The 26,017-nt window shown below is 65.9% G+C and carries 20 protein-coding genes and 1 pseudogene; 11 read left to right on the top strand and 10 right to left on the bottom strand.

Annotated features, from left to right (window positions below; genetic code table 11):
* Positions 1 to 57 precede the first annotated feature (57 nt).
* Positions 58 to 1,119 carry a YwqG family protein gene (locus HV783_RS18980; RefSeq protein ID WP_144656402.1) on the bottom strand — a complete coding sequence of 354 codons (1,062 nt, stop codon included), beginning with the start codon at positions 1,117 to 1,119 and terminating at the stop codon, positions 58 to 60.
* An 84-nt stretch (positions 1,120 to 1,203) separates the two neighbouring features.
* Here HV783_RS18980 and HV783_RS18975 point away from each other — a divergent pair.
* From HV783_RS18975 to HV783_RS18950, 6 genes and pseudogenes are all read left to right on the top strand, one after another.
* Positions 1,204 to 1,503, top strand: a pseudogene (locus HV783_RS18975) (PLP-dependent aminotransferase family protein); the annotation flags it as partial.
* A 245-nt stretch (positions 1,504 to 1,748) separates the two neighbouring features.
* Entirely contained in the window at positions 1,749 to 2,654 is a 906-nt protein-coding gene (locus HV783_RS18970) for a hypothetical protein (RefSeq protein ID WP_175189688.1), read from the top strand.
* Between the two features lie 105 nt (positions 2,655 to 2,759).
* On the top strand, positions 2,760 to 3,350 hold the full coding sequence (locus HV783_RS18965) for a cysteine hydrolase family protein (protein ID WP_064527475.1): 591 nt from the start codon (positions 2,760 to 2,762) through the stop codon (positions 3,348 to 3,350).
* Positions 3,351 to 3,358: 8 nt separating this feature from the next.
* A complete protein-coding gene (locus HV783_RS18960) occupies positions 3,359 to 3,883 on the top strand; it encodes a DUF4189 domain-containing protein (RefSeq protein WP_175189687.1) in 525 nt (174 codons plus the stop codon).
* A 39-nt stretch (positions 3,884 to 3,922) separates the two neighbouring features.
* Positions 3,923 to 4,555 carry a LysE family translocator gene (locus HV783_RS18955; protein WP_054419531.1) on the top strand — a complete coding sequence of 211 codons (633 nt, stop codon included), beginning with the start codon at positions 3,923 to 3,925 and terminating at the stop codon, positions 4,553 to 4,555.
* A 12-nt stretch (positions 4,556 to 4,567) separates the two neighbouring features.
* Positions 4,568 to 5,269 carry a hypothetical protein gene (locus tag HV783_RS18950; RefSeq protein WP_175189686.1) on the top strand — a complete coding sequence of 234 codons (702 nt, stop codon included), beginning with the start codon at positions 4,568 to 4,570 and terminating at the stop codon, positions 5,267 to 5,269.
* Positions 5,270 to 5,282: 13 nt separating this feature from the next.
* Here HV783_RS18950 and HV783_RS18945 read toward each other — a convergent pair whose 3' ends face one another.
* The 4 genes from HV783_RS18945 to HV783_RS18930 form a co-directional block, all read right to left on the bottom strand.
* Complete coding sequence (locus HV783_RS18945; RefSeq protein ID WP_175189685.1) at positions 5,283 to 5,669, bottom strand: YkvA family protein; 387 nt, start codon at positions 5,667 to 5,669, stop codon at positions 5,283 to 5,285.
* A 57-nt stretch (positions 5,670 to 5,726) separates the two neighbouring features.
* On the bottom strand, positions 5,727 to 6,086 hold the full coding sequence (locus HV783_RS18940; protein WP_175189684.1) for a hypothetical protein: 360 nt from the start codon (positions 6,084 to 6,086) through the stop codon (positions 5,727 to 5,729).
* 152 nt (positions 6,087 to 6,238) lie between these two features.
* Positions 6,239 to 6,598: an adhesin gene (locus HV783_RS18935; RefSeq protein ID WP_175189683.1), complete on the bottom strand. Its 360-nt coding sequence runs from the start codon at positions 6,596 to 6,598 to the stop codon at positions 6,239 to 6,241.
* A gap of 130 nt (positions 6,599 to 6,728) precedes the next feature.
* A complete protein-coding gene (locus tag HV783_RS18930; protein WP_276608458.1) occupies positions 6,729 to 7,190 on the bottom strand; it encodes a hemagglutinin repeat-containing protein in 462 nt (153 codons plus the stop codon).
* Between the two features lie 291 nt (positions 7,191 to 7,481).
* On the opposite strand from HV783_RS18930, the gene HV783_RS29630 reads away from it, so the two are divergent.
* The gene (locus HV783_RS29630) at positions 7,482 to 7,607 is read left to right on the top strand and encodes a hypothetical protein (protein ID WP_276608457.1); all 126 of its coding nucleotides are present in this window, start codon (positions 7,482 to 7,484) and stop codon (positions 7,605 to 7,607) included.
* 273 nt (positions 7,608 to 7,880) lie between these two features.
* Here the strand turns inward: HV783_RS29630 and HV783_RS18925 are convergent, their stop codons facing one another.
* From HV783_RS18925 to HV783_RS18905, 5 genes are all read right to left on the bottom strand, one after another.
* Positions 7,881 to 8,372, bottom strand: a complete 492-nt coding sequence (locus HV783_RS18925; protein WP_144656376.1) for a pentapeptide repeat-containing protein — start codon at positions 8,370 to 8,372, stop codon at positions 7,881 to 7,883.
* Positions 8,369 to 19,165 carry a two-partner secretion domain-containing protein gene (locus HV783_RS18920; RefSeq protein ID WP_175189682.1) on the bottom strand — a complete coding sequence of 3,599 codons (10,797 nt, stop codon included), beginning with the start codon at positions 19,163 to 19,165 and terminating at the stop codon, positions 8,369 to 8,371. Before HV783_RS18920 ends, HV783_RS18925 begins: the two co-directional genes overlap by 4 nt.
* A 320-nt stretch (positions 19,166 to 19,485) precedes the next feature.
* Positions 19,486 to 19,911 (bottom strand): hypothetical protein, encoded by a 426-nt coding sequence (locus HV783_RS18915; protein ID WP_054504346.1) that lies wholly within the window; start codon positions 19,909 to 19,911, stop codon positions 19,486 to 19,488.
* Between the two features lie 123 nt (positions 19,912 to 20,034).
* Positions 20,035 to 20,463 carry a CopD family protein gene (locus HV783_RS18910; protein WP_064527464.1) on the bottom strand — a complete coding sequence of 143 codons (429 nt, stop codon included), beginning with the start codon at positions 20,461 to 20,463 and terminating at the stop codon, positions 20,035 to 20,037.
* Positions 20,448 to 20,780 carry a DUF3817 domain-containing protein gene (locus HV783_RS18905; RefSeq protein ID WP_175189681.1) on the bottom strand — a complete coding sequence of 111 codons (333 nt, stop codon included), beginning with the start codon at positions 20,778 to 20,780 and terminating at the stop codon, positions 20,448 to 20,450. Before HV783_RS18905 ends, HV783_RS18910 begins: the two co-directional genes overlap by 16 nt.
* A gap of 138 nt (positions 20,781 to 20,918) precedes the next feature.
* Here HV783_RS18905 and HV783_RS18900 point away from each other — a divergent pair, with 138 nt between their 5' ends.
* From HV783_RS18900 to HV783_RS18885, 4 genes are all read left to right on the top strand, one after another.
* Positions 20,919 to 21,875, top strand: a complete 957-nt coding sequence (locus tag HV783_RS18900; protein ID WP_175189680.1) for a GlxA family transcriptional regulator — start codon at positions 20,919 to 20,921, stop codon at positions 21,873 to 21,875.
* A gap of 99 nt (positions 21,876 to 21,974) precedes the next feature.
* Entirely contained in the window at positions 21,975 to 22,475 is a 501-nt protein-coding gene (locus HV783_RS18895; protein WP_035359833.1) for a sigma-70 family RNA polymerase sigma factor, read from the top strand.
* Positions 22,472 to 23,416: a FecR family protein gene (locus HV783_RS18890; protein WP_175189679.1), complete on the top strand. Its 945-nt coding sequence runs from the start codon at positions 22,472 to 22,474 to the stop codon at positions 23,414 to 23,416. The genes HV783_RS18895 and HV783_RS18890 overlap by 4 nt, the downstream gene beginning before the upstream one ends.
* Positions 23,417 to 23,500: 84 nt before the next feature.
* Positions 23,501 to 25,864 carry a TonB-dependent siderophore receptor gene (locus HV783_RS18885; protein ID WP_175189678.1) on the top strand — a complete coding sequence of 788 codons (2,364 nt, stop codon included), beginning with the start codon at positions 23,501 to 23,503 and terminating at the stop codon, positions 25,862 to 25,864.
* The last annotated feature ends 153 nt before the right edge of the window (positions 25,865 to 26,017 follow it).

Here is a 26,017-nt window from a genome sequence, read left to right as displayed (position 1 = left end):
GCACAGGGCCGGGCGGTTCACGCCCGCCCGGCGCGATAGCGGCTCGCCGGCGACGCGTCAGTCGCATTGATACGTGACGCGCGCCAGATCGAAGCGGCGCGCCGCGATATCCTGCTCGCGCATCAGCACGTAATAGGCGCCCGGCTGCGGAATGCCGGCGTGCGGGTCGGCGCCGATCTGCAACACCAGCCGCCAGTCCCTCGCTCCCGGCAACAGGGCCTGCGCGGCCTCGCTGCGCCAGACCGCGCTGCCGCCGCAATCCAGGCCGTGCGACACCAGTTGGCAAGTGGCCTGCATGCCATTCTGCAACGACTGTGCATAGCCGCCGAGCTGATGGTTGTCGCGGCCATCCATGTCCGGCGTGCCAAACCGCGACCGCCAATCCTGGTAGTTTTCGTAGGCCTCGTCGTCCTCCAGGGCAAACGCATCCCAGCCCGCGTCATCGACACCGATCGGCGTCAGCACCGTGCGGGCCGAGACCGGCGCCGCGCGGAACACGCAGGTCCATTCATCGTCCGACAGCGAGGCCAGCGCATGCGGCACCGGCGCCCGTTCCAGCCCCGCCGCGGGCGTGGTGTCCCACAGCACGCGCCAACCCACCGAAGCCGCCGGAGTGAAGCTCTCGGCCTGTTCCAGGAAATCGTAGAACACCAGCAGCCGGCCCTCGCGCGGCAGCGCGGCGTCGAATCCCGCTTCCCGCGACAACGCGGCCAGATCGAACTGCCCAAGGAACGTCAGCGGAAACGCCGTTTCCACCGCATCCGCCCGGGCGCGGGCATCCGCGCTGAAACGCTCGCCTTGCGCCGGCGTCATCCACGATCCTTTTTTCTTCGAATCCGCCAGCAGGCGCTCGGCCTCCTTGCGATGGCCGGCGGCGCGCTCGTTCGCGTCTGGATAGGCCGGCCGCGTCGGCCAGGCCATGCCACGCGGCAGGTCCGGGCGCCCGCCGATCTTGCTGGCGCCCAGGGGGATCGCGTCCTCCTCGCGGGCGGTGGTCGCCAGCACCAGCGCGGGACGCGCCTGTTCCAGCAGTCTGGAGATCACGCTGGCTGGCAGATCGGTGGCGTCGAGCGAACGGCGCAGGGCGTCCTGGTCCGAAGGCAACGGGGTGAAGTCCATGACGGCAATCCTCCTGGGGCGCGGCGCGCTGGCGAAAGTGGGGCGGGCGTCGCCGCATAAAGCGCCATTCTAGGACGGCGACATGAGGTACCCCGCGATGCCGCGCAGCGCCAACGCATCGCCGCGCAGATCCTGGGGCCGCTGCATCCGGTCGCCCATCCCTCGTCATACTTCGTCTGGCTGCCGCTGACGCCGGAAGTGCGCGCCGATGCCATCGCCATGGCGCTGATGCGCGAACGTATCGCCGTCTCCACGGCTCATCCCTTCGCCGTCTCACACGTGCCGCACGCGATCCGGCTGGCGCTGGGCTCGGTGGACCTGGACGCCTTGCGGCGCGCATTGGAAGCGGTGGCGCGGGTGGTGGCGGACCAGACGGACAGGTAGGGCGGGCAGGCCTGCGCAACGCGCAAGGGCGATTCGCCATCCTCGGCGGGAATGCCGGACGGCCGCCTTGCCGGATACGCCCACTGTTGCTTTTCCGCCCGCGCCATCGACGCGCCTGCGCGCAGGCCTTGCAGTCGGACACAATTGGCAAATTGCTGTCCGACGCCAGCCCCGGCCGGCCACTAAGATGGCGCCGCATCATGCGCCACGTGCGCTTACCGAAGACCGATGAGAACAAGTCCGACATGAAAACGCGTCTGAACGTCCGCCCGTCCCCCCGCCCGCTGCTGCGCGCCACGCTCGCCGGCCTGTTTGCCGCCGCGCTGGCCGCGTTCGCCAGCCCGGGCGTCCTGGCGGCCGACGCCGCCGAGCCGGCCGCCCTCAAGCCCGCCGCCGCCCAGGCCACCGCCGTCACCCCGCCCGATGCCCCCACGGTGATGTACGCCATCTACCAGATCGACGGCAAGGGCGCCGACTCGTACGAAGTGGCCAACGGCAGCGTCGCCACCTACTGGTTCGGCCACGCCTTCGAACTGAACGGCACGCAATACTTCACCGGCTTCACCTGGGACACCCGCGAAAAATACGGCAAGCCCGGCGAAGACGAAGCCGGCCCCGAGACCCAGGTCAACCTGGCCGAGGCCACCTTCACCCTGACCGGCTCCACCGCCGAACGCCCCTGGAAGTTCCGCGGCATGGAGCACACCATCGGCATGTTCGGCGCCTACGAACGGGCCGAAGCCGTCGACACTAGCCGCAAGCCGCTCGACTACCGCACCCCGGAAGGCAAGCTGCTGCTGGCCGTGCCGACCCAGGGCTTTGACAACGGCACCAGCTTCGAAGGCTACGCCCTGTTCGTCTTCAATCCCGGCCCGCGCGACGAGCTCAAGGACAAGGTCTGGACCTACCTGGGCAGCATTCTCACCGGCGACGACAACAGCGCCGCCTGCGCCGACGGCGACGTCATGCCCTGCGTCGCCAAGACCGGCAAGCTGACCTTCACCGCGCAGAACGGCAGCGACATGCCGCGCCTGACCGTCACCCCCAGCGGCACCGAAATCTCCGGCCCGGGCAAGACCCGCAAACTGGGCCCCGCCGACGCGGTCAGCTACGTCTACGACGAAGCCGGCAAGAAGTACACCGAGAAGTAAACCATGACGCGGCAGGCGCGCCGGCCCGCGCCGCCGCCCGCCCAACCCGTCCCGCGACTGCCGCTACACTGACAGGTCATGCAGACCCTCTTCACGGAGCGAACCATGACCTCCCAGCCCCTGGCCATCACCCCGGCGCGCAGCGCCCTGCTGGTCATGCACTACCAGACCGACATCATGGACCTGTTCCCGTCGGTCGCCCCCACGCTGCTGGCCAACACGCGGCAGCTATGCGATGCCGCCCGCCGCGCCGGTGTGAGCGTCTACTTCGCCAAGATCCATTTCAGTCCCGGCTACCCGGAAGTCAGCCCGCTCAACAAAAACGGGCAGGGCATCCGGCAGTTGGGCCGTTTCGTGCATGACCGCGTCTCGCCCGAACTCGGCCGGCGCGACGACGAACCCATCATCCTCGCCCACCGCGCCAGCGTGTTCTTCGGCACCGACCTGCAACCCCGGCTATCGGCCCAGGGCATCGACACCCTGATCATGGTGGGCGTCGCGTCCACCGGCGTCATGCTGTCGTCCATCGCCCACGCCAGCGACGCCGACTACCGTCTCCTGACCGTCAAGGACTGTTGCTACGACCCCGACCCGGTCGTGCACGACCATCTGTTCGCGACCGCTTTCGAGTCCCGCACGACGGTGCTGTCGCTGGACGCCGCCCTGTCCCTGCTGGGCGGCCTATCGAACCAATGAGTTGACCCATGCGTACCCTGATCATTGCCTCCCTTGCCATCGCCCTGAATTTTTCCCACGCCGCCGTGGCGCAAGCCGAACAAGGCTGCCCCGACGGCTACGCGCCCAGCGTCGGCACGCCCGGCCAGCAATGCGTGCCGATCCCCGTGGAGATCGCGCCCGCCGCGGGCGGCGCGTCCACCCCTGTATCGCGCGACGCCCAGCGCTGGGGCGCCGTGGCCTATGACGCGCTCTCCGGCGCGATCGGCATCTCGGCCGACCGGGCCAGCAAAGCCAAGGCCGAAAAAGACGCGCTGGGCCAATGCGCCACCAAGGGCGGCGCGCGCTGCGTCATCAACACCACCTATCACGACCAGTGCGTGGCCGTGGCCTACGGCCCGTCGCCCCAAGGCAGCGGCGTGCTGGTCAATTCCGCCACTGCCGCCAGCGAGGAACTGGCCCGCATGCGCGCCCTGGAAAGCTGCGAGAAAGGCGCTGGCGCCAGCTGCCAAACGTTCTACACCGGTTGCAGCCTGCCCCCGCCGGCTCAATAATCGGCGTCTCGCCGGCCCGCATCCCTCGAAGGACCTTCCATGCTCGACCCCGCCACCCTCGTCCTCTTTGGCGGCGCCTGCGTCGCGCTGGCCATGACGCCCGGCCCCGACATGCTGCTGATCGCCTCGCGCAGCGCCGCGCAGGGCAGGGCCGCCGGCTTCGCCTCGCTGGCCGGCATCCAGGCCGGCACCTACTGCCACGCGCTGCTGGCGGCCTTCGGCCTGTCGCAGCTATTCGTGGCGGTGCCCATGGCCTACGACGCGGTGCGCTTCGCCGGCGCGCTCTACCTGCTGTACCTGGCCGTGCGCGCGTTCCGCTCGCGCCCCGTGTCGCACATGCCCGATGCCGCCCGGGCCCGCTCGCCCGTGCGCGAAGTCTTCCTGCAAGGCCTGCTGACCAACCTGCTCAACCCCAAGATGGCACTGTTCGTGCTGGCGCTGTTCCCGCAGTTCGTGCGCCCGCAGGACGGCTCGGTGGCCCTGCAGATCCTGGTGCTGGCCACCATCCTCAACGTCATCGGCCTGTTCATCAACGGCGCCGTCATCCTGGCCGCGCACCAGCTCAGCCGGCGCTGGGCCGGCCGCCAACGCGTGTCGCGCTGGCCGCAGTACGTACTGGGATCGGTGTTCCTGGCGCTGGCGCTGCGCCTGGCCACCGCCAGCCGCAACTGACGCGCGCGCTCCATGCAAAAGATCGAAGGCCAGGAATTCCGCATGGCCCTGGACAAGGGCAACGCGCACTTCCACGACCTGCACTTGCACAACTGCGCCTTCGACAACTGCGGCCTATCCATGGTCAAGTATCCGCAACGCATGTCGCGCGTGCGGAACGTAACGCTGTCGCAATGCCGCGTCGTGAATTCAGAGATCAAGCCGTGCGTGTTCGAGGACGTGGTGGTCGAAGACCTGTCCACCAACCCCATCCTGCTAGTGTGGGCCGCGTTCCTTCGCCGGGTCACGTTGAAGGGCAAGATCGGCAAGATCAACTTGAACCTGACGCCCGAAGCGTTCTGCACGGATGCGGACCGGCTCCAGCAATTCGAGACCGCCCGCGCCGCGTTCTATGCCGAGACCGATTGGGCGCTGGACATCAGCGAAGCCAGGCTGTTGGGGCTGCGCTGCGAAGGCGTGCCGCTGCACCTGATCCGGCGCGATCCGCAAACGCAGGTGATCCTGGACAAGCGCGGGCGCTATCGTGGGCAGCAGGCGCTGGATGCCAGCTTCGCCAAGGCGTTTCCCGTTGCCGACAGCGTGCTGCGCGGCTTCGACGAATCCGACCGGCCGGCCATGCTGCTGACCGCATCAATGGGTGCGCCGAAGAAGCGGCGTGACGAGGAACTGGGCGCGATCGCGGAGTTGCGCACGCTGGGATATCTGGAAGAGTGAAGCGCGTGCCGCGTCAACGCCATAGCCAGTAGCCGACTGCCGTCACCACCGCCATCCACAACGCCACGATCACCGCCGCGCCCACCCGGCTGCGCGGCTTTTCGCGCTTGGCCTGGATCCACGCGTCCGCCTGGCTGCGGCATTCCCGCAGCACATCTGGCGGCAACAGCTTGATGGCCAGCCAGATCAGGCCCGGCAGCAACAGCACGTCATCCAGATAACCCAGCACCGGGATGAAGTCGGGAATCAGATCGATGGGACTGAGGGCGTAGGCCACCACGAACACGCCCAGCGCCTTGGCGTGCCAGGGCGTGCGGGGGTGCTTGCCAGCGAACCAGAGGGTCAGGCCATCGCGCTTGATGCGCCGGGCCCAGGTTTTGAGGCGGTCGCGGGTTGGCATGGAGCGCGGGGTAGAGGGCAGCGTGGATGGATTCCAGATTGAACCCGTGACTTGGCTTCAACGCAATCTGCTCGCTAAATCCGCAGCCGCTTGCATCGCGTGCTTTGACGCCCGATAGGGGGGCAATACCTTGGGCAATCGCCGGATGATGACCGCGACGCGTCTTTCCGAGGCAGCCAAGGCACGCACCAGGACGTCGCCGAACATCTTGCGAATGGCGGTATTCGTATCGATCGCGCCCACCTTCGCGTACAAGCGACCGCAGGTGGGGATCGCACCAGTACGGACCCAGCGTCGTTCATCACGGCACAAAAAGGCGAATATCATCAAGGGCATCTTCGACTTGACCGACAATCTCGGGGTCTTGGAGGCTCTCTCGAAGAGCAAGAACCACCGCCTCCTTATCAAGTTGTCCATGAATCCTCGCGATGTGTCCGAGACATGTAGCGGCTAGCCTCCTGAGGGCTGGATTTTCATTGCGGAGAAACGAGAGACATGTGTCTTGAGCCCATCTCCAGTCAGGCGAGCCAAATGCGATTGAAACCAACGCCTCACGAATGACATTGACGTCAGCCGATGCGAGCGCATCTTCTGCGGACGTGCGTAGAAAAGACCTTGGGGGCACATATTTCATTTTTTTCACCGTCAATGAGGATTTTCCCATTTCGATTCACCATTCCCGCTCGCGTTAACGCATTTTGCATATCTGGATGGAGATTTTTCCAAGAACGGACGTGGTCGTGATAAACGGAGTTTTTAGTTTCGTCACACACGACGAATTCTCTTGTTTTGTAGTCGATGCCAATCCAGCGCGTCGACGTCTGCTTCACTCGAACTGGCGTGTTCAGTGCATCTTGTCCATTAGTAGGTGCACGACTCTTAGTCACGGTATCGACCTTGCCATGATAAGACGCAGCTTCGTAGGTCAACCGGGGCACCGCGCGGCCATGCACACCAACAACCGCAGCAGCTCCAAGCGCTCCTTCCGTGGCAATGCTATTTCACGCTTCCTTCTTTGCCTCTTCCGAGCCCGCCAAGATCGCCCGCTGCAGAACCTCATTACGGTCGCTCAGGGTGAGCAGGCTCATGCCCTCCCTTGACGGCCTTCAATTCCTCACGGTCCGCCTCGCTCAGACCACCTTCCTGCCGGCTTTTCTCCAGCAGCTCGCTTGCGCGCGCGTCGTAGCTGGCGGCCAACGCCGTCAACTTCCGCGCGTTCTTCGTGCACTCCGCGCCTTCACAATCCACTAGCTCGGCACGCTGCTTTTTGCTGAGATCAGCGTATCGATCCCTCACCTCATCCCAGCGAGCCGTATCCTTGCACTGCACCCACTCGCCGATACGCGCCTCGTGCTGCACGACGGTCAGATGATTGGCCTTGACGCCGATGCTTTGCTGCCTGGAGTCGTAGGTGCTGGCGTCCTGCAGGGTCTCCAGGCGCAAGTCCCTGCCCACCGACGCGATGATCCGGTCGGCTCGACCGGTCGCACCGATCAAGGAGGTGTCAGCGCCGGATCGCAACGCCAGTGTCTATGCCAGCACGGGCGTCCAGACTTGTGCGAGCAGCACCAGCCCAGCAACGATGGAACGCAGCGCAGACATAAGGGGAACAGGGACGTAAACGGACACGGGACCGGCCCGGACCCAGACGTGGATCAAGTCAAGGCGACCACGCACAGGGGCGCTGATTGCTCAACGTGTAATTGCTCGCTCAACTTATCCAACGTGCCCACTACTAGCGATAGGAACGGGTCCGAGAAGTCGGGCTGCACGCCGTGGTATTCCGTCAGCAGGCGCAATAGCGGACGAATCATGGCGCGGATGACCGGGCAGGACGCCATGCGCGCCGGAGAGGTCGTGGCGACGACGCCGCCGGCCACGGCGACGTTGAACCTGCCGGGGCGGCCGGGGCAGGTGAGTTTTCAGGTGCGCGCGTGAGTGGGGGCTGGTCGGCGCAGTTTGACTCAAGCTGACCGGCCGCCGCGAAACCCCGGGGAGGGTCATTTCGCACCGATGGTTCAATAGAAAGGAAAACGCTTCAACTGCAGCTAAGCCCAGTTCAGTATCAGAAGAAGACTGCGGCAAGAAACACTGTTTCCCTTTTGGGTCCGGTAGGAAGTCCAGAACGCCGATCCTTTTTAAGGAGGGACCCTCACTCTGCCTACTTAGCGGACCGATCAGAATATCCCCCGTAACATCACGAGCCAGCTCTTATAAAGCACGTTCAGCCTTGATAGCTCCCCATTCAATAGGATCGAATCCTGCCGGCCAGATTGTTCGGTCATCGTAAAGCGCATCGGTAAAATTCGCATTATCGATTCGGTTTGCTCTCAAGTTGGCCCCACATAGATTTGCTTTAAAAAAATTTGCAGCGCAAACATCAGCACACTCTAAATTGGCGACAGACAGATTAGCTTTAGAGAAATCTGCAGAGACAGCTACCGCCCCCGACATCGTCACCCCCTCCATATTTGCGCCAATAAAAACAGCATTCATTAACGCCGCGTTATTCATCACCGATTTAAATAAAACTGAATTTACAAAAGACGCGTTTCTCAAATTCGATGCAGTAAAATCAGCTCGCGCAAGATCTAATTCATCAAAAATTGCACGATGAAGCTCTAGTCCTTTCAAATTCGAACCGCTAAGAGTCTCGACAGGCAAAGCCAATACCTCACCCGTCTCAAAATATATTTCTATCATTGATTCCCCCAATCTGTTAGATCAACCTTAACATCAGATACGGGTCTAGTTTGGCTAACTTTACTTGAAGATAGAATTCCAGGAGCAACCTCCGGATTTCTTCCCAATATTTTTGCTGCAATATAACGATGATTTCCATCGATAATTACATTTCCATCCATTTTAATTGCGGGGGCAATATCGCCTTTAAGGAGCCTATCAACGTATCTTTGTACGGCTGGCAATGAGACAGAACCTTGCGCACTAGTGGCGGGATCACCTTGCAAAGCCTTTTTAATAATTTCGGGAGTTACCTCAGAGCCTTTAGAGACGAGAAGCTTCCCAGTTGTCGCCGTTCCTTTTAAAACATTCAAAGGCGCAGGCTTCACATTCTCAGCCGTTGAACGTGCTTGCCGTCCTCCAACCGATCCGATCCCCTTCATCACGCCATCAGCCACTGCTGGCAACACCGCCAGAACCCCCACCTTCAGTCCCTGGCTTCGCATCGCTTCCAGATCCTGCACCTCCTGCGCCGTCAGATAGCCACTCGCAGACAGATCTTCCTTGGACAGCGCGCCCGGCCATGCCCCCTGGCCCTCGCGCTCGCGCGCTTGCTCAGCTGCAAGCGCCCGCGACTCCAGGTTCGTGTAGTACTGCGTGCGCGCCTGCAGCAGATTGTTGGCGGCCGTGGCTGCTTCCGTGCGGTCCAGGCTCTTGGCCTGTGCCTCCAGCGCTGTGATATCGGCGCGCAGCACTTGCGCCACCGCCGCGCAGGCGTCCGGGTTGTCAAGGCAAGCCCGCTCCGCCCCGTTGTTGCGATTCATGCTGACGGCATTGAGCCGATCCACTTCCTTGCGGGCTTGCACGCAAACATCCCCGGCGCAATCCTTCAATGCCTGCCGCGCCGCAAGGTACAACTTCAACTCATCCGGCTTGAGATAGTTGTTTTCCGTCTCGTTGGTCGCCGCGAAGACCACCTCGGCGGCCGACACGCCTGATGCTCCCGCAATCCCCGCCACCAGCGAACCGATCAGGTTGCGACGCAGCTCCTTCTCTTCCGGGGTCATCTTCGAGGCATCGCCCGCCAACAGCGCATTCAGCACCGCCCCGGAACCCGCGCCCAGCGCGCCCGCGCCGCAATCGCTGCCTTTGCCTGCCGCGCCCGCGCAACCCACGATCGCGTGCATGGCGGCGCGAGCCGTCTCCGCCATGGGGCCGTCGCCCAACGCCGAGACGATTTGCTTCACGTCGGATGCCGCCAATCCTTGCAGATAATTGACTGCGGTCGCCTGGATCGCGTCACCCGCCGCGCCGGTCACATTGCCGCTCACAGCCCCCAAGATCGCAGTCAGCCAGCGACGGCTCTCGCCACCCGGCCCCCACGTCTTCGCATCCTCGAAAGCTTGCTTTAATTGATCGCGACGCGGTCCTTCGGGCTCGTTCTTCAGCGCATCTTCCAGCGCCTTGGCTTCCCTGGCCCGCGTTTCCAGGAACTGCCCGACCTGCCTCTGAGCCTCCGACGCGATCTCGAACCCCGCCTCGATCTTCTCCTTGTCGAAGATCGGCTTGAGCGCATTCAACGTGTCCGACGACGTGTCGCGATTCAGCGCGGCGATCGTTTGAGTCGCCGTCAGTCCAGTTAAGTCCTGCTGCGCGACTTCATCGCGAATCACGACATTGCCGCCGCTGATCGCGCTGCGCGTGGTCGAGCTGGCTTTGCCGGAAGCGCCCGCGACAACAGGCAGGCCTGCCGACGCCCCGCCCTTATCGCCCGATTCCCGCGCCTTGTCGGCCCCGCCCGCCGCCTGGCCGTTGGCGTTCTCGGCTACGTCCGCTTTGCCCGCGTCGCCTTTCTTGGGTGCGCCCCCGCCGTCGCCGCCCCAGCTATAGCCCCCGCTCAGGGCAATCTGGTCGGCCTTGTACCGGGCCGTGTTCTTTACATCCCGAACATCCAGCGTGCCCGTGCCGAGCGCGTTTCGGCCTTCCAGCGCCGCCCGCTCGCTGCTGGATATCATCGCGCCGGCCAAGGTCGTGTTTCGCGCGATATCCAGTTGGAAGCCGCCGTCGCCCGCCTTCAGGCCGGCCTGTTCGCTGGCGGATCGGAAGTCACTGTTCATCCGGCCTTGGGCGACGTTGCCCGACACAGAACTCTTGCAGTAGCCGTACACGCAGATGTTGGCCTTGACCCCGATGCTTTGCTGCTTGGCGTCGTAGGTGCTGGCGTCCTGCAGGGTCTCCAGGCGCAAGTCCTTGCCCACCGACGCGATGATCCGGTCGCCTCGACCGGTCGCACCGATCAAGGACGTGTCAGCGCCGGATCGCAACGCCAGCACGTTGCCGGCGCTCACGTCGGCATAGGTCCAACGGGTGTCCTTGCCATCGGCACGGCCACGAGCGCCGCTGACGCCGATGGTGACCATGACGCCAGCCCCGTTCTCGCTGTCGGCCGACACGCCGATGCCCACGCTTGCGCTGGAACTCTTGTTCTTCGTGTTCTGCTCGAAGGTGTTTTGCGCGGCCCGCAGCCGGATGTTCCCATCGGCCTCAAGCAGGGCATTGCCGCCCGCCGACAAGCGCGATCCCGTGAGCGTGATGTCCGAAGCGGACCCCGCGCCCTGGGCGAGGAGGGTGAGGTCCTGGCCGGCGGCCACCGTCGATCCGGCCGTCGACGAAGACGCGCGGTCTGTGGCGCTCTGGCTCTTGCTGGTGCCCAGGTCGATACTGAGGCTGACACCGCCCGCGCTCTTCGGGTCCGCCATCACCGCGTCGTAGGCATTGAGCGCGGCAAGGCCAGTGGTCGCCAGGGCCAGGCCCTGCATGACTTTGTTGTCGGTCTTGCCGGCGGCCTCGTTCATCCGGCCGGCGGTCTGCATCGCGCTGATCAGCGGCGCGCTGGCGTTGATGCTGACGCCGGATTGCTTGACCTCGTGCAATTCCTTGTCACGCGTGGTGTCGAGCGCCGCGGCGACATTGATGCCGCGCCCGGTCAGCGTCACATCGCCCTGGCGCGCCAGGACGTTGCTGCCAACGACATTGAGCGACTGCCCGGCGCGGATCAGCGTATCGCCTTCGACGCTGCCGACGGTGCTCGCGGTATGGAACACGTTCCTGCCGTCGAGCGAGTCGGTTTGCCTGCGCGTGCCGTAGCTCAGCCCTCCCATCGCGCCTAGCCCCGACTTCCTGACCATCTTGTAGTCATAGCGGTCAGAACGATTCTCGCCAGGCAGAATGTTCACGTCGCGCACGCCAGCGATGAGCAGGTCTCGCTGCGCGCCGACGTTCGATCCCGCCACGCTCAGGTCGCGGCCCGCCGTCAGCACCGCCGTGTCGCCCGTAAAGGTGGCAGCCTGCGCCAGTATCTGGTCCACCGACTGTATCTTGTGGGTGGTCTTGGATCGCAGAAAGCCGCGCTCCTTGTTATGGCTTTCGGCATACGCGTACAGCGTCCGCTCGCCAGCGGTTATCTGGATGTCACGGCCCGCATCGACGGCCAATTGCTTGCCCGCGGTGACGTCCGCCGCGCGCGCAATGACGTCTTGACCGGCAACCAACGCCAGGTTGCCACCCGCGGCGATTGTCGTGCCGGTCTGCTCACTGCTACGAAACTCGTAGCGATTGCGCGCGTCCCGCACATTGGTTTCGCCATGGCTTTGGGTCAGGGCGGTCAGCGACAGGTCGCGTCCGGCCTGCAGGCGCGCGTCGTCCTGGACGGCTAGCTGCGCCGCCGTCAAGGCAAGGTCGCGCCCGGCCCGCATGTCCAGACTGCCTGCGTCAATACGCGCGATGCCGGTCAGGTACGAGCCCCAGGTCGTGCCGTGGTTCTCCTTGGCGGCGGTCGATGTCAGGCGTATATCGCGGCCGGCCAAGAACGCAACCGTCTTGCCCACGATCCTGGATACCTGGTTGGTGAGGTCCTCGCGCGCGGCCAGATCGATCCGCCCGCCCTGGATGCGCCCGCCCGCCTGGTTGACGATATTGGCCGCGCCCATCACGAGCGCCACGCGCGCGCCCAGGGTGCCGCTGTTGGCGATATCGCCTTGGGCCGCGAGTTCGACATTGCGCCCGGTCATCAACGTGCCGTCGCCTTTCAAATCGTCCGGCCGCACCAGCAGATAGACCCTCGGGACAAGCACGCTCCCGATGCTGCCATCGGCCAGTGTGATCGACTCCTCCTCCAGCCAGACGAGATCAGTGGTCAGCAGGCGCTGCTGCGCCTCGCTCAGCGCCACGCCGATCTTCAGGCCATTGCGCTGGGCGAAGCGCGCGCCTTCGGCCATGAGCGCCTTGTATTGCGCGTCGTAATCGCTGTAGTTCTCCAGGAAGCGCTGCCCCGAGGAAGCCAGGATCTGGTCAGACACGAGCTTCTGTTCGTAGAACCCGTCACCCAGGCGTCTGGGCTGGCCCGTGGGCGTCAGGAATCCGGCGCTTGCGGGAAACAGGGCGTCCCAATCCGGCGGGCGCGCGTCGGACGACCCTTTGCCTGTCGTCGCAGCGCCAATAGTGGTGTCCGGCGCCGCGCCGGGCTGGCGCAACAAGTCCAGCAGGTAATCGCTGGACACGAACGGACGCTGGCCAACGAAACGCGGGTCGGTAGCCACGATGTACGGCGCGTCCGGCTTGCCGTTGACGACAAAGAACTGACTGTCGGGAATACTCGCGGGATTGGCAACGACACGCACCGTGTTGCCACCGGGCAGGTCCACACTGGCCACCTGCACGGGGCCGGGTGCGGCGATGCCGCTGGCCCCCGGCGTCTTGCCGCTCAGTGACACCACTGCATTGCCGCCTGCGGCGCCCACCGGCAATTCGATGCTCTCTTCGCTTGCGGTGCGCCGGTAACGCGATTGGTTTTCTTTGCGGTGGTTCTTTCTGCCCGGATAGGTATGGGTTTGCGTGCCCTCGCGCGTCGTGATGCGGACCCCGCCGGCTCCTATATTCTGGATCGCCGGACCTTGCACGGACAGTGCGCCGCCCGCCGCAATCTGGCTTTTATCGTTGACGACAGTGCCGGCCAGTGTCATGGCGCCGCCGGCCAGGATCTTGCCGGGATCGGAGCTCAGCGTCCGCGTTTCGGTGACCGTTTCATCCAGGTAGTAGTAGGTAAAGTCATCGACCAGATGGCGCTGGAAGTCCGCATTGAATGCGTTGATGCGGGTATTCAGTTCGAGGAAGGGCGCCTGGTAAGCGGCGAACGCGCGCTTGTAGGCCTCCCGGCTGGCGTTCTCCTCGGCAATGCATCGGCCATCGCGTCCGCAGTAGCGCGGCGTCCACTGCGGCGCCGGGCCTGTCGGCGGCTTCACGTCGAAAACCTGCCAGATCTTCGCATCCACGCGGTAGGCGTAGGACGGCCCCGAGCTCCCGAACCTACCGCTCCCGAATTTCTTGGGCCGGGAGCACTTCGGGCCGCTCCCCTCCAGGGCGCAGCGGTCCAATTGGGGAACCCGGATAGGCGTGACCGGAATATGCCCGTGCTTGTTGCGAATACCCGGCGTGTAATCGAACTGCGGCCCGTAGCGCGATGCCGGATATTGGTCGGACGGCAGCAGCAGCATGCGCTCGGCGTCGTCGTCCATGAAGCTTCGGGGATCCTGACTGCACAGCTTGGTGACCGAGTCGCAGACCCAGTTGTCCGCCATGTCGTACATGACGCCGGAATTCCATGGCTTGGCATAGACCTTTTTCTGCTCGGCCACCTTCACCATGCCGCTGGTGTACTGGGTGTTCTGGTTATCGATCCGCGCCGCGCAGATGTGCGCATCGCCGGCAGCCTCGATGGTGGCCGAGGCGTTCAAGAGCGAGGCGGCCTCATCGATAGCCGCGCCTTGCGTATCCAGCGCGCCGCCGATGCGCAGGTCGGCGCCCGAGTAAATCAGTGCATGGTCGCGGTTGGTCAGCGATGCCACTCCGAGATTCATGTTCCCGCGCGAGGCGATGACGGCGCCGCCGCCCGCCCCGGCGCCATTGACCAGCGTGCCCGCCTGGATGGACAACGTGTCGCCATAGATGCGGCCGGTGTTCTCCACGCGATCCGCGGCGATGCGCGTCGAGCCGCCGTCGATGAGGCCCGCGTTGGCCAGGCCGCGCGCGACCGTGATGGCATTGGCGCCGCCGGCCAACAGTTCGCCCGAGGCCTGGTTGTTCAACGCGCCTGCCGTGATGGTCAGATCGCGAACGGCGCTGATCCGGGCCCGGTTGTCCATGTCGCCGCCCACGGACAGCGCCAGGTCGCGGCCGCTGGCGATGTCGCCTTCCTGGTTCAGGGAGCCGGCGTATTGGAACGACAGATCACCCGCCGACTGCAACGTCCCCAGCCCTTGCAAGACCTTCGTGGTCACCGTCAGGCGCTTGTCCGCCAACAGCTTGCCTTCGGCGTTGTTCAACCCGTCGGCAAGAATTCGCGCATTGCCCTGGGAGACGATTTCGCCGCCGGTGTTGTCCAGGTCCTGGGTGGACAGCGTCAGATCTTCGCGCGCTTGCACGGACCCCGTCTGGTTACCCACCCGGTCCGCCAGAATGTCGAGCACCTTGCCCAGCACACCCTTGGGGGGATCGCCAGCCGCGGTCAACGTGCCGCCGTTATCGAGGCTGGCCGCGCGCAGCGTCAGCGCGTTGTCGGCCAGGATCAGGCCTTCGCGGTTGTCCACCGCGTTCGTGGTGGCGGGGGAGGAGGTTGCGGTGATGGTCACATCACGCCCGGCCAGCGTGCCGCGGCGGTTGGCGATGGCGGCGGCCTCGATGCGCGCGGCGCCCGCTGCGGCAATCCGCCCACCCGTGTTGTCGAGATTTCCGCCAAGCTCGATCTCAGCATCACTCGTCGCAATCAGCTCGCCGCCCTGGTTGCGCAGATTGGCGGCGGTGACATCCAGGGTGTACCCCTGGAGGACCGCGTTGCGGCTGTCCACGTCGCCGGGCGTGGACAGCACAAGCTTGTCGACGGCGGACAGCTTGCCGCCCGCCAGGTCCAGACTGTCCGCCGACACGCTCAGCGTCTTGCCGGCCAGGCTCGCGCCCGGGTGGACAATGGCGCCCGCCTTCAGCGTAAGGCTGCCGGGCAGATTGAGCGCGCCGTTGGCGTCCACACCGGCCACGAACTGGCCGGCGTTCGCGAGTTGTCCCGTAGCGGTGGCGATCAGATCGCCGCCAGCCAGCACCGAGCCCGTGTTGTCCAGCGTGGTTCCGGCCTTCAGACTGGCACGCCCGGCTGCCGTGGCGATACCGGCGTTGCCCAGCGCACCGCCCGCGCTCAGGTCCAGCGCCGCGCCGGACTGCAAGCGGCCGTCCGCCGTGGTGTTGAGTTTGCCGGCGGCGCTGACGGCGAGGTCGCCCGTTCGCGTCGCGGCGATGCCGCCCAGCGTCGCATCGGCGCCCGCGCGCAGCGTCATGCCGTGTTGCGCGGAAGCCGCGCCCAGCGCGGTGAGCGCAGCGCCAGCGTGAGCCGTCAGCCCACCGCCCGCCTGCTGCCGCGAGGCGGCGCGCAGCGCGATGTCGCCGCGCTGCGCGGTCAGCGAAAGATCGCCCTGCAAGGCGACGGCCGTGCCTTCGATGCTGAGCGTGTCGCCCGCGATCAATGATTGCGAGCCGCCCGCCAGCATGCGGCCAGCCACTTCCAGTGCCCCTGACGCGGACGCGTTCAACGTGCGGCCAGCTTGCGCCAGCCCGGCCGCGCCCACCGCCACGTCACGGCCTGTCAGCGTCAGGGTCGCGTCGGTGGCGGTGGTTCCGTTCAAGTGCGCGTCGTGCGTGGCGGCAAGCCGCATGTCTCCCACGGAACTGAGGGCGCCCGCCACGAACAGGGAGCGCCGCGCGTTGGCGGTCAGCGTACCGGCGGCCTGCAACGACCCGTCCTGTTTGACGACGACATCGCTCCCAGCCGTGAGAGAGGCATCGCCCGCTGCGCGCCCGCCCAGCGCAGCCGCCAGACCGCCCACGCGGACGTCGCCTTTTGCGGCAAGCGTCAGGCCGCCGCCGGCGGCAATGACGCCATCAGCGTCCAACTGGGCGCCGGCACTCGCGTTCAAGTTCTGCGACGCCTGCATCCTGCCGGTTGCCGCGACTTCCAGGTTTGCGCCCGCGTCAGCCGTAAGCCCGCCCGCCAGCGCAGTCGCGATGCCGGCGACACGGATGTCGCGCCGCGCGCCCAGGACAACGGGCGAGCCGGCGGTCGCCGCGCCGGTGATGAACAGATCGCGGCCCGCCTGCGCTTGCAACGTACCCAGGCTCGCACCAGACCCGGCGCCCTTGGCGGTACCCGCGATGCCGGCGATTCGCAGGTCCTGGCCCGCGCTCAGCAGCAGCTTGGCGCTGCCCTGGGCCAGGCCCGTCTCGCCGACGGTCAGATCATCGTTCGCCTCGGTGCGCAGGGTACCGTTGGCGACGGTCTTGCCGTTCAACTCCGCGTTCTTGCCAGCTGTCAGGATGATGTCCCGCAGACCGGAAATCGAGCCGTTCGCCAGCAGCTTGCCGCTGGCCTGCGCCTGCAATGATCCGCCGGCCTGCAGCGCACTCGCACCACCCAGCGTCAAGGCGCCGCCGCTGCCGACCTTGAGCGCCCCCGTGTCCACCAATACCGTGCCGTCCACGGTCAAGTCCCTTTCGACTCGCAACGTCGCGGCTTGACCCGCCACCAACGTGCCCGCCAGCGTCCCGGTCCCTACCCGTGCCAGGATCGAACCATTGGCCTGCTGTCGCGATCCCGCCAAGGTGGTCAGGCCGCCGGGCGTCTGAATGATCAGATTGCCGGCGGCGAAGTGCTGGCCCGCAAGGCGCTGATTGGTCGCTTCCAGTATCAGGTCGCCCAGCGATGTCATCATGCCGGTGGCCATCAGCGTGCTGCCCGCGCGTGCTTGCAATACGCCACCTGCCAGCGTCTGGCTGTCGGCAGACAGGTTCATACCTTTTCCGGCGATCAGATCCAGGGGCCCGTTGGCGGACGCAGCGGTGCCGGCCAAGTCCATCTGGCTGCCGGCCTCCAGGTGCATGCCCATGTCACCGCGCGTCGCGCCGGCCACCGATAAATCGCCTGCCGCGAGCAGGCGCGCCTTGCCGGATGCGTCTGCCTGCCCGGTGGCGCCGATACGTAGATTGCGTCCGGCGTCCATACCCAACGATCCACCGGCACTGAGCGTTCCGTCCACACGCGTATCGCGTGTCGCCCGCGCCTGGAGATCGGCCGCGGACACCAATGCGCCGCCCAATGTGAGGTCGCGGCCCGCAGTGGCCCGCACCTGCTTGCCTTGCAGCTTGCCCGCCGAACCCTGCGCCAGATCGTTGCCGCTTGTCAGGCTCAACGCCGCGTCGGTCAGGACGGCCCCGCCCAAGGATGCATCCCGGCCGGTTCGTAGCGTGACGTTGCCGGTCGACTGCAATTGTGTGCCGGCCTCCAGGGTCAAGTTACCGTCGGCCTGGGTCAGCAACGTCCCCGACGCGTACACCTGTTGCGGCAGTACCAGGTCGCGTCCCGCTTGCAGCGTGACGTAATCCTTTGCGGACACCACGCCGGCCACCAGGGATACGCCGCCGCGCGAGTCGGCCGGCGCGTCGGACGGCTTGCCCAACTGCGCATCCGCCTGCGCTGCGGCATCGGCGCCACTATCGGTGGTTACGCCCTGGGCGGGTTGCGGCACGGCCGTCTGAAGGGCCACCGTCAGGTTGCGGCCAGATTGCACGCGCGCGTCCTGGCCCGACGTCAGCAGGCTTCCCGATAGCGAAAGGTCCCTGCCGGCGGCTACACGCAAGGCGCCCTGTGTACGCAGGCTGCCTTGTGCGCCCACAGTTGCGTCGCCGCGCGCGTCCACGTCCAGCGCCGCGCCCGCGCCGACCGCGCCCGACACCGCGACTTTACCTGCGGCGGTGAGCGCCACCGCGCCTGTCGCCTGCGCCGCGCCCTGCACGGCCAGGTCGCCGCCACTCTCCACGCGCAGATCCCCCGCTGCCTGCACGGTGGCGCGCGGCGCAATGCGGACGTCGCCGGCGGCATTGACCTGCAAATCGCCCGTCAGCGCCATCAGATTGCCGCCGATGTTCACCCCCACGCCGGCCTCGGTGCCAATCAGACGGATGCTGTTGGCGTACATGCCGCCCAGCGCGGCGGTGTCCAGCGTTACCCCGGGTGCTGGGCCATCACCCGCCTGCGGCGATACGGCGCCCGTGCCATAGTCGACCTGCGACGCGCCGGCCGTCACGCTCAACCGGTTCGCCCAGACCTGCGCGTTGATTTCCAGCGTGCGCGCGATCAGGTCCACCTGGCTCAGGTTCATGCCGTTCAGGCCTTGTCCCTCGATGCCAAGCCGGCCTGCCGCCACGTCAAAGCCGATGCCACCGTCCGGCCCGACGCGGGGTTTGCCGGTGGTCAGCGTGGCCCGGTCGGCATTCAGGAATCCGCAGCCATTGCACGTAATGCCTGCCGGGTTGGCGACGATGACGTTGGCCCGATTGCCAGCCACTTCCAACGTGCCGAGCAATTGCGACGGATTGGGCGCGGTGACCTGGTTGAGAATGGTGCCCGCATGCCGATTGCCCAGCATGGGGTTGCCGTCCACTTGCCCGGCCAGTTGCGACGGGCTGGCGCCGCCGCTGTTATTGAGCACCACGCCGGATGGGCCGACGTTGAATTGCGTGTAGCGGTTGTTCGACACGCCACCGGCCGAAGGCGGCGCGATATTGACCACCGGCACGCCATGGCTGACGCTCACGAAGGGCTTGGCGCCCGGCACACTTCTGTCCACCGAGATCGGCAGGGTCTGCGCCATCACGGGCGACCAGACCTGCGTGAAGACCACGGACCACGCCATCAGGGAACGGAGCTTGGACATCATTCGTACTCGGTTGAAGGCGGCTTGGAGGGAGGGCGTAGCAATCGTCTTGATGACTGCCGAAACACCCACATCCCGTCACCCGCCACGGATCGCCGGCGATATCTGGAATCGGCAATTGCACGCTTCGCAAAGCGCCATGCAGGACTTCATTTTTAGTCGCGCTCCGTTCGTGCAAGGCGTAGGAACGATCCGAGATTCAGCGTGACACGCGCGAAAATCGGATGAATGACGTGTTGTGTGGGTAATCCGCGCATCGGCGGAAATCACGGTGGATGGGATCGAAAGCCCCGCGCCGGTCTCGCGCAATGCCTTTCGTCCATTCAGTCCAGGCCCACCTTCGCCGAATGCTTCGGCGCCCGATAATGCGACGAACGCTTGCGTGATTGCCGTGTCGTGGCCTCAAGGGACCGCCCCGGCTTGGCCAGCGCCCGCGCCAGTTGCTTGCCTGACACCCTACGGCGGCCGACGGTGTCTTCGTCCACGTCCACCTTGACGTACAGCCGGAACAGCCAGAATTGCCGTTCGGCATCGCACCAGTAATAGATCACCCGCAGGCCGCTGCGCTTGCCCCGGCTGCGGTGGGGATCGGCGTAGCGCAGCTTGCGCAGTCCGCCCGTGCCTTCGAGCACCACGCCCGCCTCCGGCATTTTCAGCATCATGCATTGCAGCGCGCGAAATGCGTCATCGTCCAGGAACTTCTCGCGGTCGCGCGAGAACTCGGGCCGTTCGACAAACAGGGCATTCATGGCAATGCACGCGTATCACTATCGTGGATAGACTGAAACCCATTTTGAAGGGCTTCAACGTATCCATGCGCGTGCGGGCCGTGGGTTTCGGACGAAGCGAATGACTGCGCCTCACGGTGGAGGTCAGAACGGCTTCATCACCACCAGCAGAATGATCAGCACCGGCGCGGCCAGCACCACCGGCATCAACCGCGCACGACTCGCCTCAGTGACGTCGCCCGCCGCCTCCGCCAACCGCCGCAGCCGTCCCGCCTGCATCCCGTGCACCGCCGCCAGCAACAGCACCAACGCCAGCTTCACCGACAGCCACCCGCTGCCAAACCAGCCCGCGCTCGTCGCCAGATACACGCCGCTGGCCAACGCGCCCACCATCGACGGCGTGGTCAGCAACCGTTCCCACTTGCGCAGCAGGCGCAGGCGCGCCAGCTCCTGAGGCAAGGCCGGGCCCGGCAGCTTGTCGGCCGCCGCCAGCACGAACGCCTGCACCACCATCCCCGCCACCCAGAACAGCACCAGCGCCAGGTGCAGCGACTTGATCAGCAGATACGCCATCGCTCACGCCCCCCCCGCGCGCGGCGCAGCGAACGCGCGATCACAAAGCCGCCAAACGGCACCAGCGTCGCCACCAACGTCCACACCAGCCGCTGGCGCGGCCAACCCTGCGCCGACGCCACATTGCACGCCAGCGCGATATAGACCATGAACGCCACCCCATGCACCGGCCCCACCCACGAGACCCCTTGCGGCATCCCGGCCAGATGCTTCAACGGCACCGCGATGCCCAGCAGCGCCAACAGCGTCACGCCTTCCAGCATGGCCGCCCACTTGAAGAGAGCAGGGGTCGAAGCATCGGCGTCTTTCAGGGGCATGGCAGCGTCTCGCAACAGGATGAGCGGCATTGTCCGGGCTGGCGCAATCGCCAGCCATTGGCCAAAATGCCAATCTTCGAAAGAAATCCGCCAACCGTGCGCCGCCGTCCGCCCGACCCATCTCGAGGCCCCAGCCCCATGCCCCCGCCCACCCCGCACCGCGTCGCCGTGCTCGCCTTCGACGGCCTCGTCGCGGGCGACCTGTCCATCCCCTGCGAGATCTTCCAGCTCGCCGAAACCCTCGACGGCCGCCGCCCCTACGCCGTGCAGGTCCACGCCGGCAAACCCCGCGTCCGCACCCACGCCTACGACCTGCACATCCGCCACCGCCTGGACGCCGCGCGCGGCGCCGACACCCTCGTCATCCCCGGCCTGGCCGACCCGGCCGACAGCGTCCCGGACGACATCCTTGATGTGGTCCGCCACGCCCACGCCCAGGGCGCCCGCATCGCCTCCATCTGCACCGGCGCCTTCGTCCTGGCCGCCAGCGGCATCCTCGACGGCCTCAAGGCCACCACCCACTGGAAAGCCGCCGGCCAGCTCGCGCGCCGCTACCCCGCCATCGACGTCAACCCCAACGTCCTGTTCGTCGACAACGGCCAGGTCCTGACCTCCGCCGGCGCCGCCGCCGGCATGGACCTGTGCCTGCACATGATCAAGCGCGACCACGGCGCCGCCGTCGCCGCCAACAGTGCCCGCCTGGCCGTCGTGCCGCTGGAACGCGCCGGCGGCCAGGCGCAATTCATCGTCAGGCCCACGCCGGCCTCGCACACCGACCTGACGCCGCTGCTGCACTGGATCGAACACCGGCTGGCCGAGAACCTGACCGTCGCCGCGCTGGCCACCCAGGCCGCGGTCAGCGTGCGCACGTTGAACCGGCGGTTTCAGGAACTGCTGGGGGTGAGTCCGCTGCAATGGGTGATCCAGGCCCGCGTAAATCGTGCGCGCGGGATGCTGGAGACGACGGACCTGCCGGTGGAGCGGGTGGCGATGGAGGTGGGGTTCGGGTCAGCGGTGTCGCTGCGGGAGCATTTCACGGGGATCGTGGGGACGAGCCCAACGGGGTATCGACGGGCGTTCCGGCGGGCGGGGTGAGAGCGGCTGACGCAGCTGGATGGGCTCCAATGGGCTGGAACCGGCCGCGCCCGCCATGCGATAATTGATAACGATTCCCATTAATTCATAGCGCAAGCCGTGGACTCGACACGCGATAGCCGGTTTTCCACCATTTACAAGAACGACCATCCCTGGCTGGAGCGGCGGCTGCGCAATGGATTGCGCAATCGCGAAGACGCCGAGGATGTCGCCGGTGAAACCTTCACGCAACTCCTCTGCCTCCCCGCGCTGGATCAATTGAACGAGCCGCGGGCGATGCTGATCACGATCGCCCGGCGCATTACTTGGCGGCTGTGGCGGCGGCGCGAGCTGGAGCAAGCCTGGCTGGAGATGTTGCGCTTGCAGCCGGAACCGCTGGAGCCGTCGGCCGAGGAACGGGTACAGACGTTGCACTCGTTGCAGAGGCTCGACACGGCGCTGGACGGGCTGTCCTCCAAGGCCAGGATGGCGTTTCTGTATAGCCAGCTCGATGGCATGACGCATGTGGAGATCGCCGCGCGCCTGGACGTATCGCCGACCATGGTGCGCAAGTACATCATGCAGGCTTTGCGCCGTTGCTGCGAGGTGTTTGGGCTATGACGGCCTTGGACGCGCGCGCCCGCGCGGCGGCGATTGAGTGGCAGGTCTGTCTGACCAGCGGGCAGGCCAACGATGCGGACCGCGCGGCGTTTGAGCTGTGGCTGGCGGAGAGCCCGAGCCATGGCGCGGCCTGGCAGCGGCTGAACGCGGCGCTCGATGGCATGGTGCACGCGTTGCGGCCGGGGCTGCTGGCCGATGGCGATGCGCTGCGGCGTTCACTGGTGAGGCCACAGCTTGCGCAGCGCCGCCGGCTGGGGAAGCTGGCGCTGGCGGGCGGGGCGTTGCTGCTGGGCGCAGGTGTGGCGGATCGCTATGTGCCGTTGCAGTATCTGACAGCGGGCTATGTGACCCGCACCGGCGAACGCCGGCGCGTGGACTTGCCGGATGGCAATGTGATGGCGCTGGATGCGCGCAGCGCGGCGTCGTGGGAAGCGCAGCATGTCGTGCGGGTATCGGCCGGCGCGGCGATTTTTGAGTTGCGGGGCAGCCAGGGACTGCAAGTGCGGCTGCCGCAAGGCGAGGTCCGGCTTGCCTCGGGGAGCGCCATGGTGCGCTGTGGCGCCGAGCGCAGCTTCTGCCTGGCCTTGAGCGGGGCCGCCGAGGTCACCACGCAGAAAGGCGTGCGCCAGCCGTTAGCGCCGGGGCAGGGCGTCTGGTTCGATGCGCGGCAGGTCGAAACGGTACAAAACGGCCAGGAGCACACCGCCGCCTGGCAGAACGGCGAGCTTGAAGTCCATGATGAGCCGCTGCAGACCGTGGTGGATGCGCTGGCCCGCTATCAGCCCGGCTGGCTGCGGATATCGCCGCAGGCTTCGCGGCTGCGCGTGACGGGGCTGTTTCCGCTGGACGACGGCGAGCGGGCGCTGGAGGCGCTCAGGAATACCTTGCCGATCCGGTTGCAGCGGCTGAGCCGTTGGTACGTGATGATCGACCTGGCTTGAAATTTTTTTTTCGCGCCAGGTGTTTTTTTGATGGCGCCGATGCACATACATGGAACGCGTGCTCACGCATCCACGGAGTGTTCCATGCTTTCCCTGAGGTTTCCGGCCGCCTGCGTCATCGTAGCCGCCGCCAGCACCGCCCATGCCCAGGCGCTGCGTCAATACGACTTGCCCGCCGGCCGGCTGGATGTGGCGCTGACCCAGATCGCCCGCATAGCGGGCGCGGTGATCTCGTTTCGGGCCGATCTGGTGGCGGGCAAGTCCGCCCCCGCCGTCTCCGGCCAGTTGTCAGTGGAGGAAGCCACTGCCCGCGCGCTGGCCGGCAGCGGACTGGAATTGCGGCGCACGCCGGATGGCAGCCTGACGGTGGCCCCGGCCAGCGCGACGACGCTGGCGCCGGTGACGGTGGAAGCGGCCACGTTGGGGGTGACCGAGGGGACCCATTCCTACACCACGCCGGTCATGTCCACGGCCACCAAGTTCGCGCTGTCCCCGCGCGAGACGCCGCAGTCGGTCAGCGTGGTGACGCGCCAGCAGATCGAAGACCGGGGCTATCAGTCGCTGGACGACGTTGCCCGCGATACGACGGGGCTGACGACGCGCCAGATCGGCGGCGGTGAACGCACGCAGTTCTTCTCTCGCGGCTTCGAGATCAGTTCGTTCCTGGCCGACGGGGTTCCGCTGGGCTACGACTACGACACGCAGGGTGTGGCCACGCTGGCCATGTACGATCACATCGAGGTGCTGCGCGGCGCGGCCGGCATGATGACGGGGGCCGGCAATCCCTCGGGCACGATCAACCTGGTGCGCAAGCGCGCCACGGCGGTGCCGCAGTTCTCGGTGACGACCAGCGCGGGAAGCTGGGACAATTACCGGGGCGAGGTCGACGGCTCGGGCCCGCTGAACCAGAGCGGCACCTTGCGCGCCCGGGGCGTGGTGGCCTATCAGGATTCGAACACCTTCAAGAAGGCCTACGAGCACCAGCGCCAGCTTTTCTACGGCACGATCGAAGCCGACATCACGGCCAGCACCACGCTCAGCATCGGCGGCTACTACAACCGCGAGGACAATCCGGGCGCGGATTGGAATGGCCTGCCGACGCGCCGGGACGGCAGCTTCTATGACTTCAAACGCTCGACCCGCCTGTCGCCGGATTGGGCCTATTGGAACAAGGAGAACACCAGCTTCTTCGCCGAGCTCGACCACCGTTTCGAGAACGGCTGGTCCGGCAAGCTGACCGCCCGCACGCTGCGCGCCCAGATGAATATGCTGGGCAGCTATCTGTACCCCCTGGAAGACTCGACGCTCTTCGGGCAGGGGCTGGGCCAGTATGCCTATGACAAGACCCAGTACAGCGTGGACGGTTATCTTAGCGGCCCGTTCAGGCTGCTGGGGCGCACGCATGAGCTGGTGCTGGGCGGCAGCTTCCTGAAGAACAAGGACAATGACGGCCCTGGCGGCTGGCCGTTGGACTACAACATGACTGTCGACCCGGAACACTGGAATTCCAGCGCCGTCGAGAAGCCCGCGTTCGTCTACCCGTGGTCGCGCAAGGGATACCAGCGCCAGGTCAGCGGCTACGCCACCACCCGCCTGAGCCTGGCCGACCCGCTGACGCTGATGCTGGGCGCGCGGCTGGACTGGTATGAATACGACATGCAGCTGAAGTCAGGCGATTACGTCAGCCCGCCGGCGGACTACAAGGTCAAGCACGAGTTGACGCCCTACGCGGGCCTGATCTATGACCTGGACCGCCAACACACCGTCTACACCAGCTGGACCAGCGTGTTCCAGCCTCAGAGCAATCAGTCGACGGGTGGCGCGCCGCTGGACCCGGTCATCGGCACCAATCTGGAAGCCGGGATCAAGGGCGAATATTTCGGCGGGCGGCTCAACGCCAGCGCCGCGGTGTTCCAGATTCGCCAGCGCAACCGTCCCGTCGCGCTGGACACGTCCGCGTGCAGCCCGGGGGTGAGCGAGTGCTATGCGCCGTCTGGCAAGGTGCAGAGCCGGGGCGTCGAATTCGAAGTGGCGGGCGCGATCACGCCGGGCTGGCAGGTGTCGGCCGGCTATACGTACAACCAGTCGAAATACCTGGAGGATTCGGGCAATCTCCGGGCGGGCGCGGCCTACGATACGCAGACTCCACGCCATCTGTTCAAGCTCTCGACCATGTACACCTTGCCCGGCTCGCTGAATGCGTGGCGCGTGGGCGGAGCGGTGCGCGTGCAAAGCGCGATCAGCTTGCCCGCGTATAACGTGCGCCAGCCCGGGTATAGCATCTGGGATGCCGTGGTGGCGTATCGGGCCACGCCGAACCTGGATCTGCGCCTGAACGTGTACAACCTGTTCGACAAGTATTACTACCAGGCGATCGGAAGCACCCAGGACAACAATCACTTCGGCGCGCCGCGGTCGTTTTTGTTGACGGCGAAATACACGTTTTAGGGTTTGGCCATGAGCCCTCGGTTACGGTCCAGCGCAGATAACGCGCATCTGGCGGAGAATCCAGGACCCGACCTTGAATTGAATGCCGCGATATTGGCAGAAGCCTTACACGAATAAGTACGTAAACAGGATGGAAAAGATAAGGGCCGCAAA

Origin of the sequence: Achromobacter dolens (assembly GCF_902859745.1) — a bacterium.
GTDB classification, from domain to species: domain Bacteria; phylum Pseudomonadota; class Gammaproteobacteria; order Burkholderiales; family Burkholderiaceae_B; genus Achromobacter; species Achromobacter dolens.
The sequence above is the reverse complement of the archived record's forward strand: the minus strand, read 5'-3'. Positions and strand labels throughout refer to the sequence as shown.

Bases quoted from the DNA above. Each gene is read 5' to 3' on its own strand.
- HV783_RS18980 (WP_144656402.1), bottom strand. From the start codon at position 1,119: ATGGACTTCACCCCGTTGCCTTCGGACCAGGACGCCCTGCGCCGTTCG.
- HV783_RS18970 (WP_175189688.1), top strand. From the start codon at position 1,749: ATGAAAACGCGTCTGAACGTCCGCCCGTCCCCCCGCCCGCTGCTGCGC.
- HV783_RS18965 (WP_064527475.1), top strand. From the start codon at position 2,760: ATGACCTCCCAGCCCCTGGCCATCACCCCGGCGCGCAGCGCCCTGCTG.
- HV783_RS18960 (WP_175189687.1), top strand. From the start codon at position 3,359: ATGCGTACCCTGATCATTGCCTCCCTTGCCATCGCCCTGAATTTTTCC.
- HV783_RS18955 (WP_054419531.1), top strand. From the start codon at position 3,923: ATGCTCGACCCCGCCACCCTCGTCCTCTTTGGCGGCGCCTGCGTCGCG.
- HV783_RS18950 (WP_175189686.1), top strand. From the start codon at position 4,568: ATGCAAAAGATCGAAGGCCAGGAATTCCGCATGGCCCTGGACAAGGGC.
- HV783_RS18945 (WP_175189685.1), bottom strand. From the start codon at position 5,669: ATGCCAACCCGCGACCGCCTCAAAACCTGGGCCCGGCGCATCAAGCGC.
- HV783_RS18940 (WP_175189684.1), bottom strand. From the start codon at position 6,086: ATGGACAACTTGATAAGGAGGCGGTGGTTCTTGCTCTTCGAGAGAGCC.
- HV783_RS29630 (WP_276608457.1), top strand. From the start codon at position 7,482: ATGGCGCGGATGACCGGGCAGGACGCCATGCGCGCCGGAGAGGTCGTG.
- HV783_RS18925 (WP_144656376.1), bottom strand. From the start codon at position 8,372: ATGATAGAAATATATTTTGAGACGGGTGAGGTATTGGCTTTGCCTGTC.
- HV783_RS18920 (WP_175189682.1), bottom strand. From the start codon at position 19,165: ATGATGTCCAAGCTCCGTTCCCTGATGGCGTGGTCCGTGGTCTTCACG.
- HV783_RS18915 (WP_054504346.1), bottom strand. From the start codon at position 19,911: ATGAATGCCCTGTTTGTCGAACGGCCCGAGTTCTCGCGCGACCGCGAG.
- HV783_RS18910 (WP_064527464.1), bottom strand. From the start codon at position 20,463: ATGGCGTATCTGCTGATCAAGTCGCTGCACCTGGCGCTGGTGCTGTTC.
- HV783_RS18905 (WP_175189681.1), bottom strand. From the start codon at position 20,780: ATGCCCCTGAAAGACGCCGATGCTTCGACCCCTGCTCTCTTCAAGTGG.
- HV783_RS18900 (WP_175189680.1), top strand. From the start codon at position 20,919: ATGCCCCCGCCCACCCCGCACCGCGTCGCCGTGCTCGCCTTCGACGGC.
- HV783_RS18890 (WP_175189679.1), top strand. From the start codon at position 22,472: ATGACGGCCTTGGACGCGCGCGCCCGCGCGGCGGCGATTGAGTGGCAG.
- HV783_RS18885 (WP_175189678.1), top strand. From the start codon at position 23,501: ATGCTTTCCCTGAGGTTTCCGGCCGCCTGCGTCATCGTAGCCGCCGCC.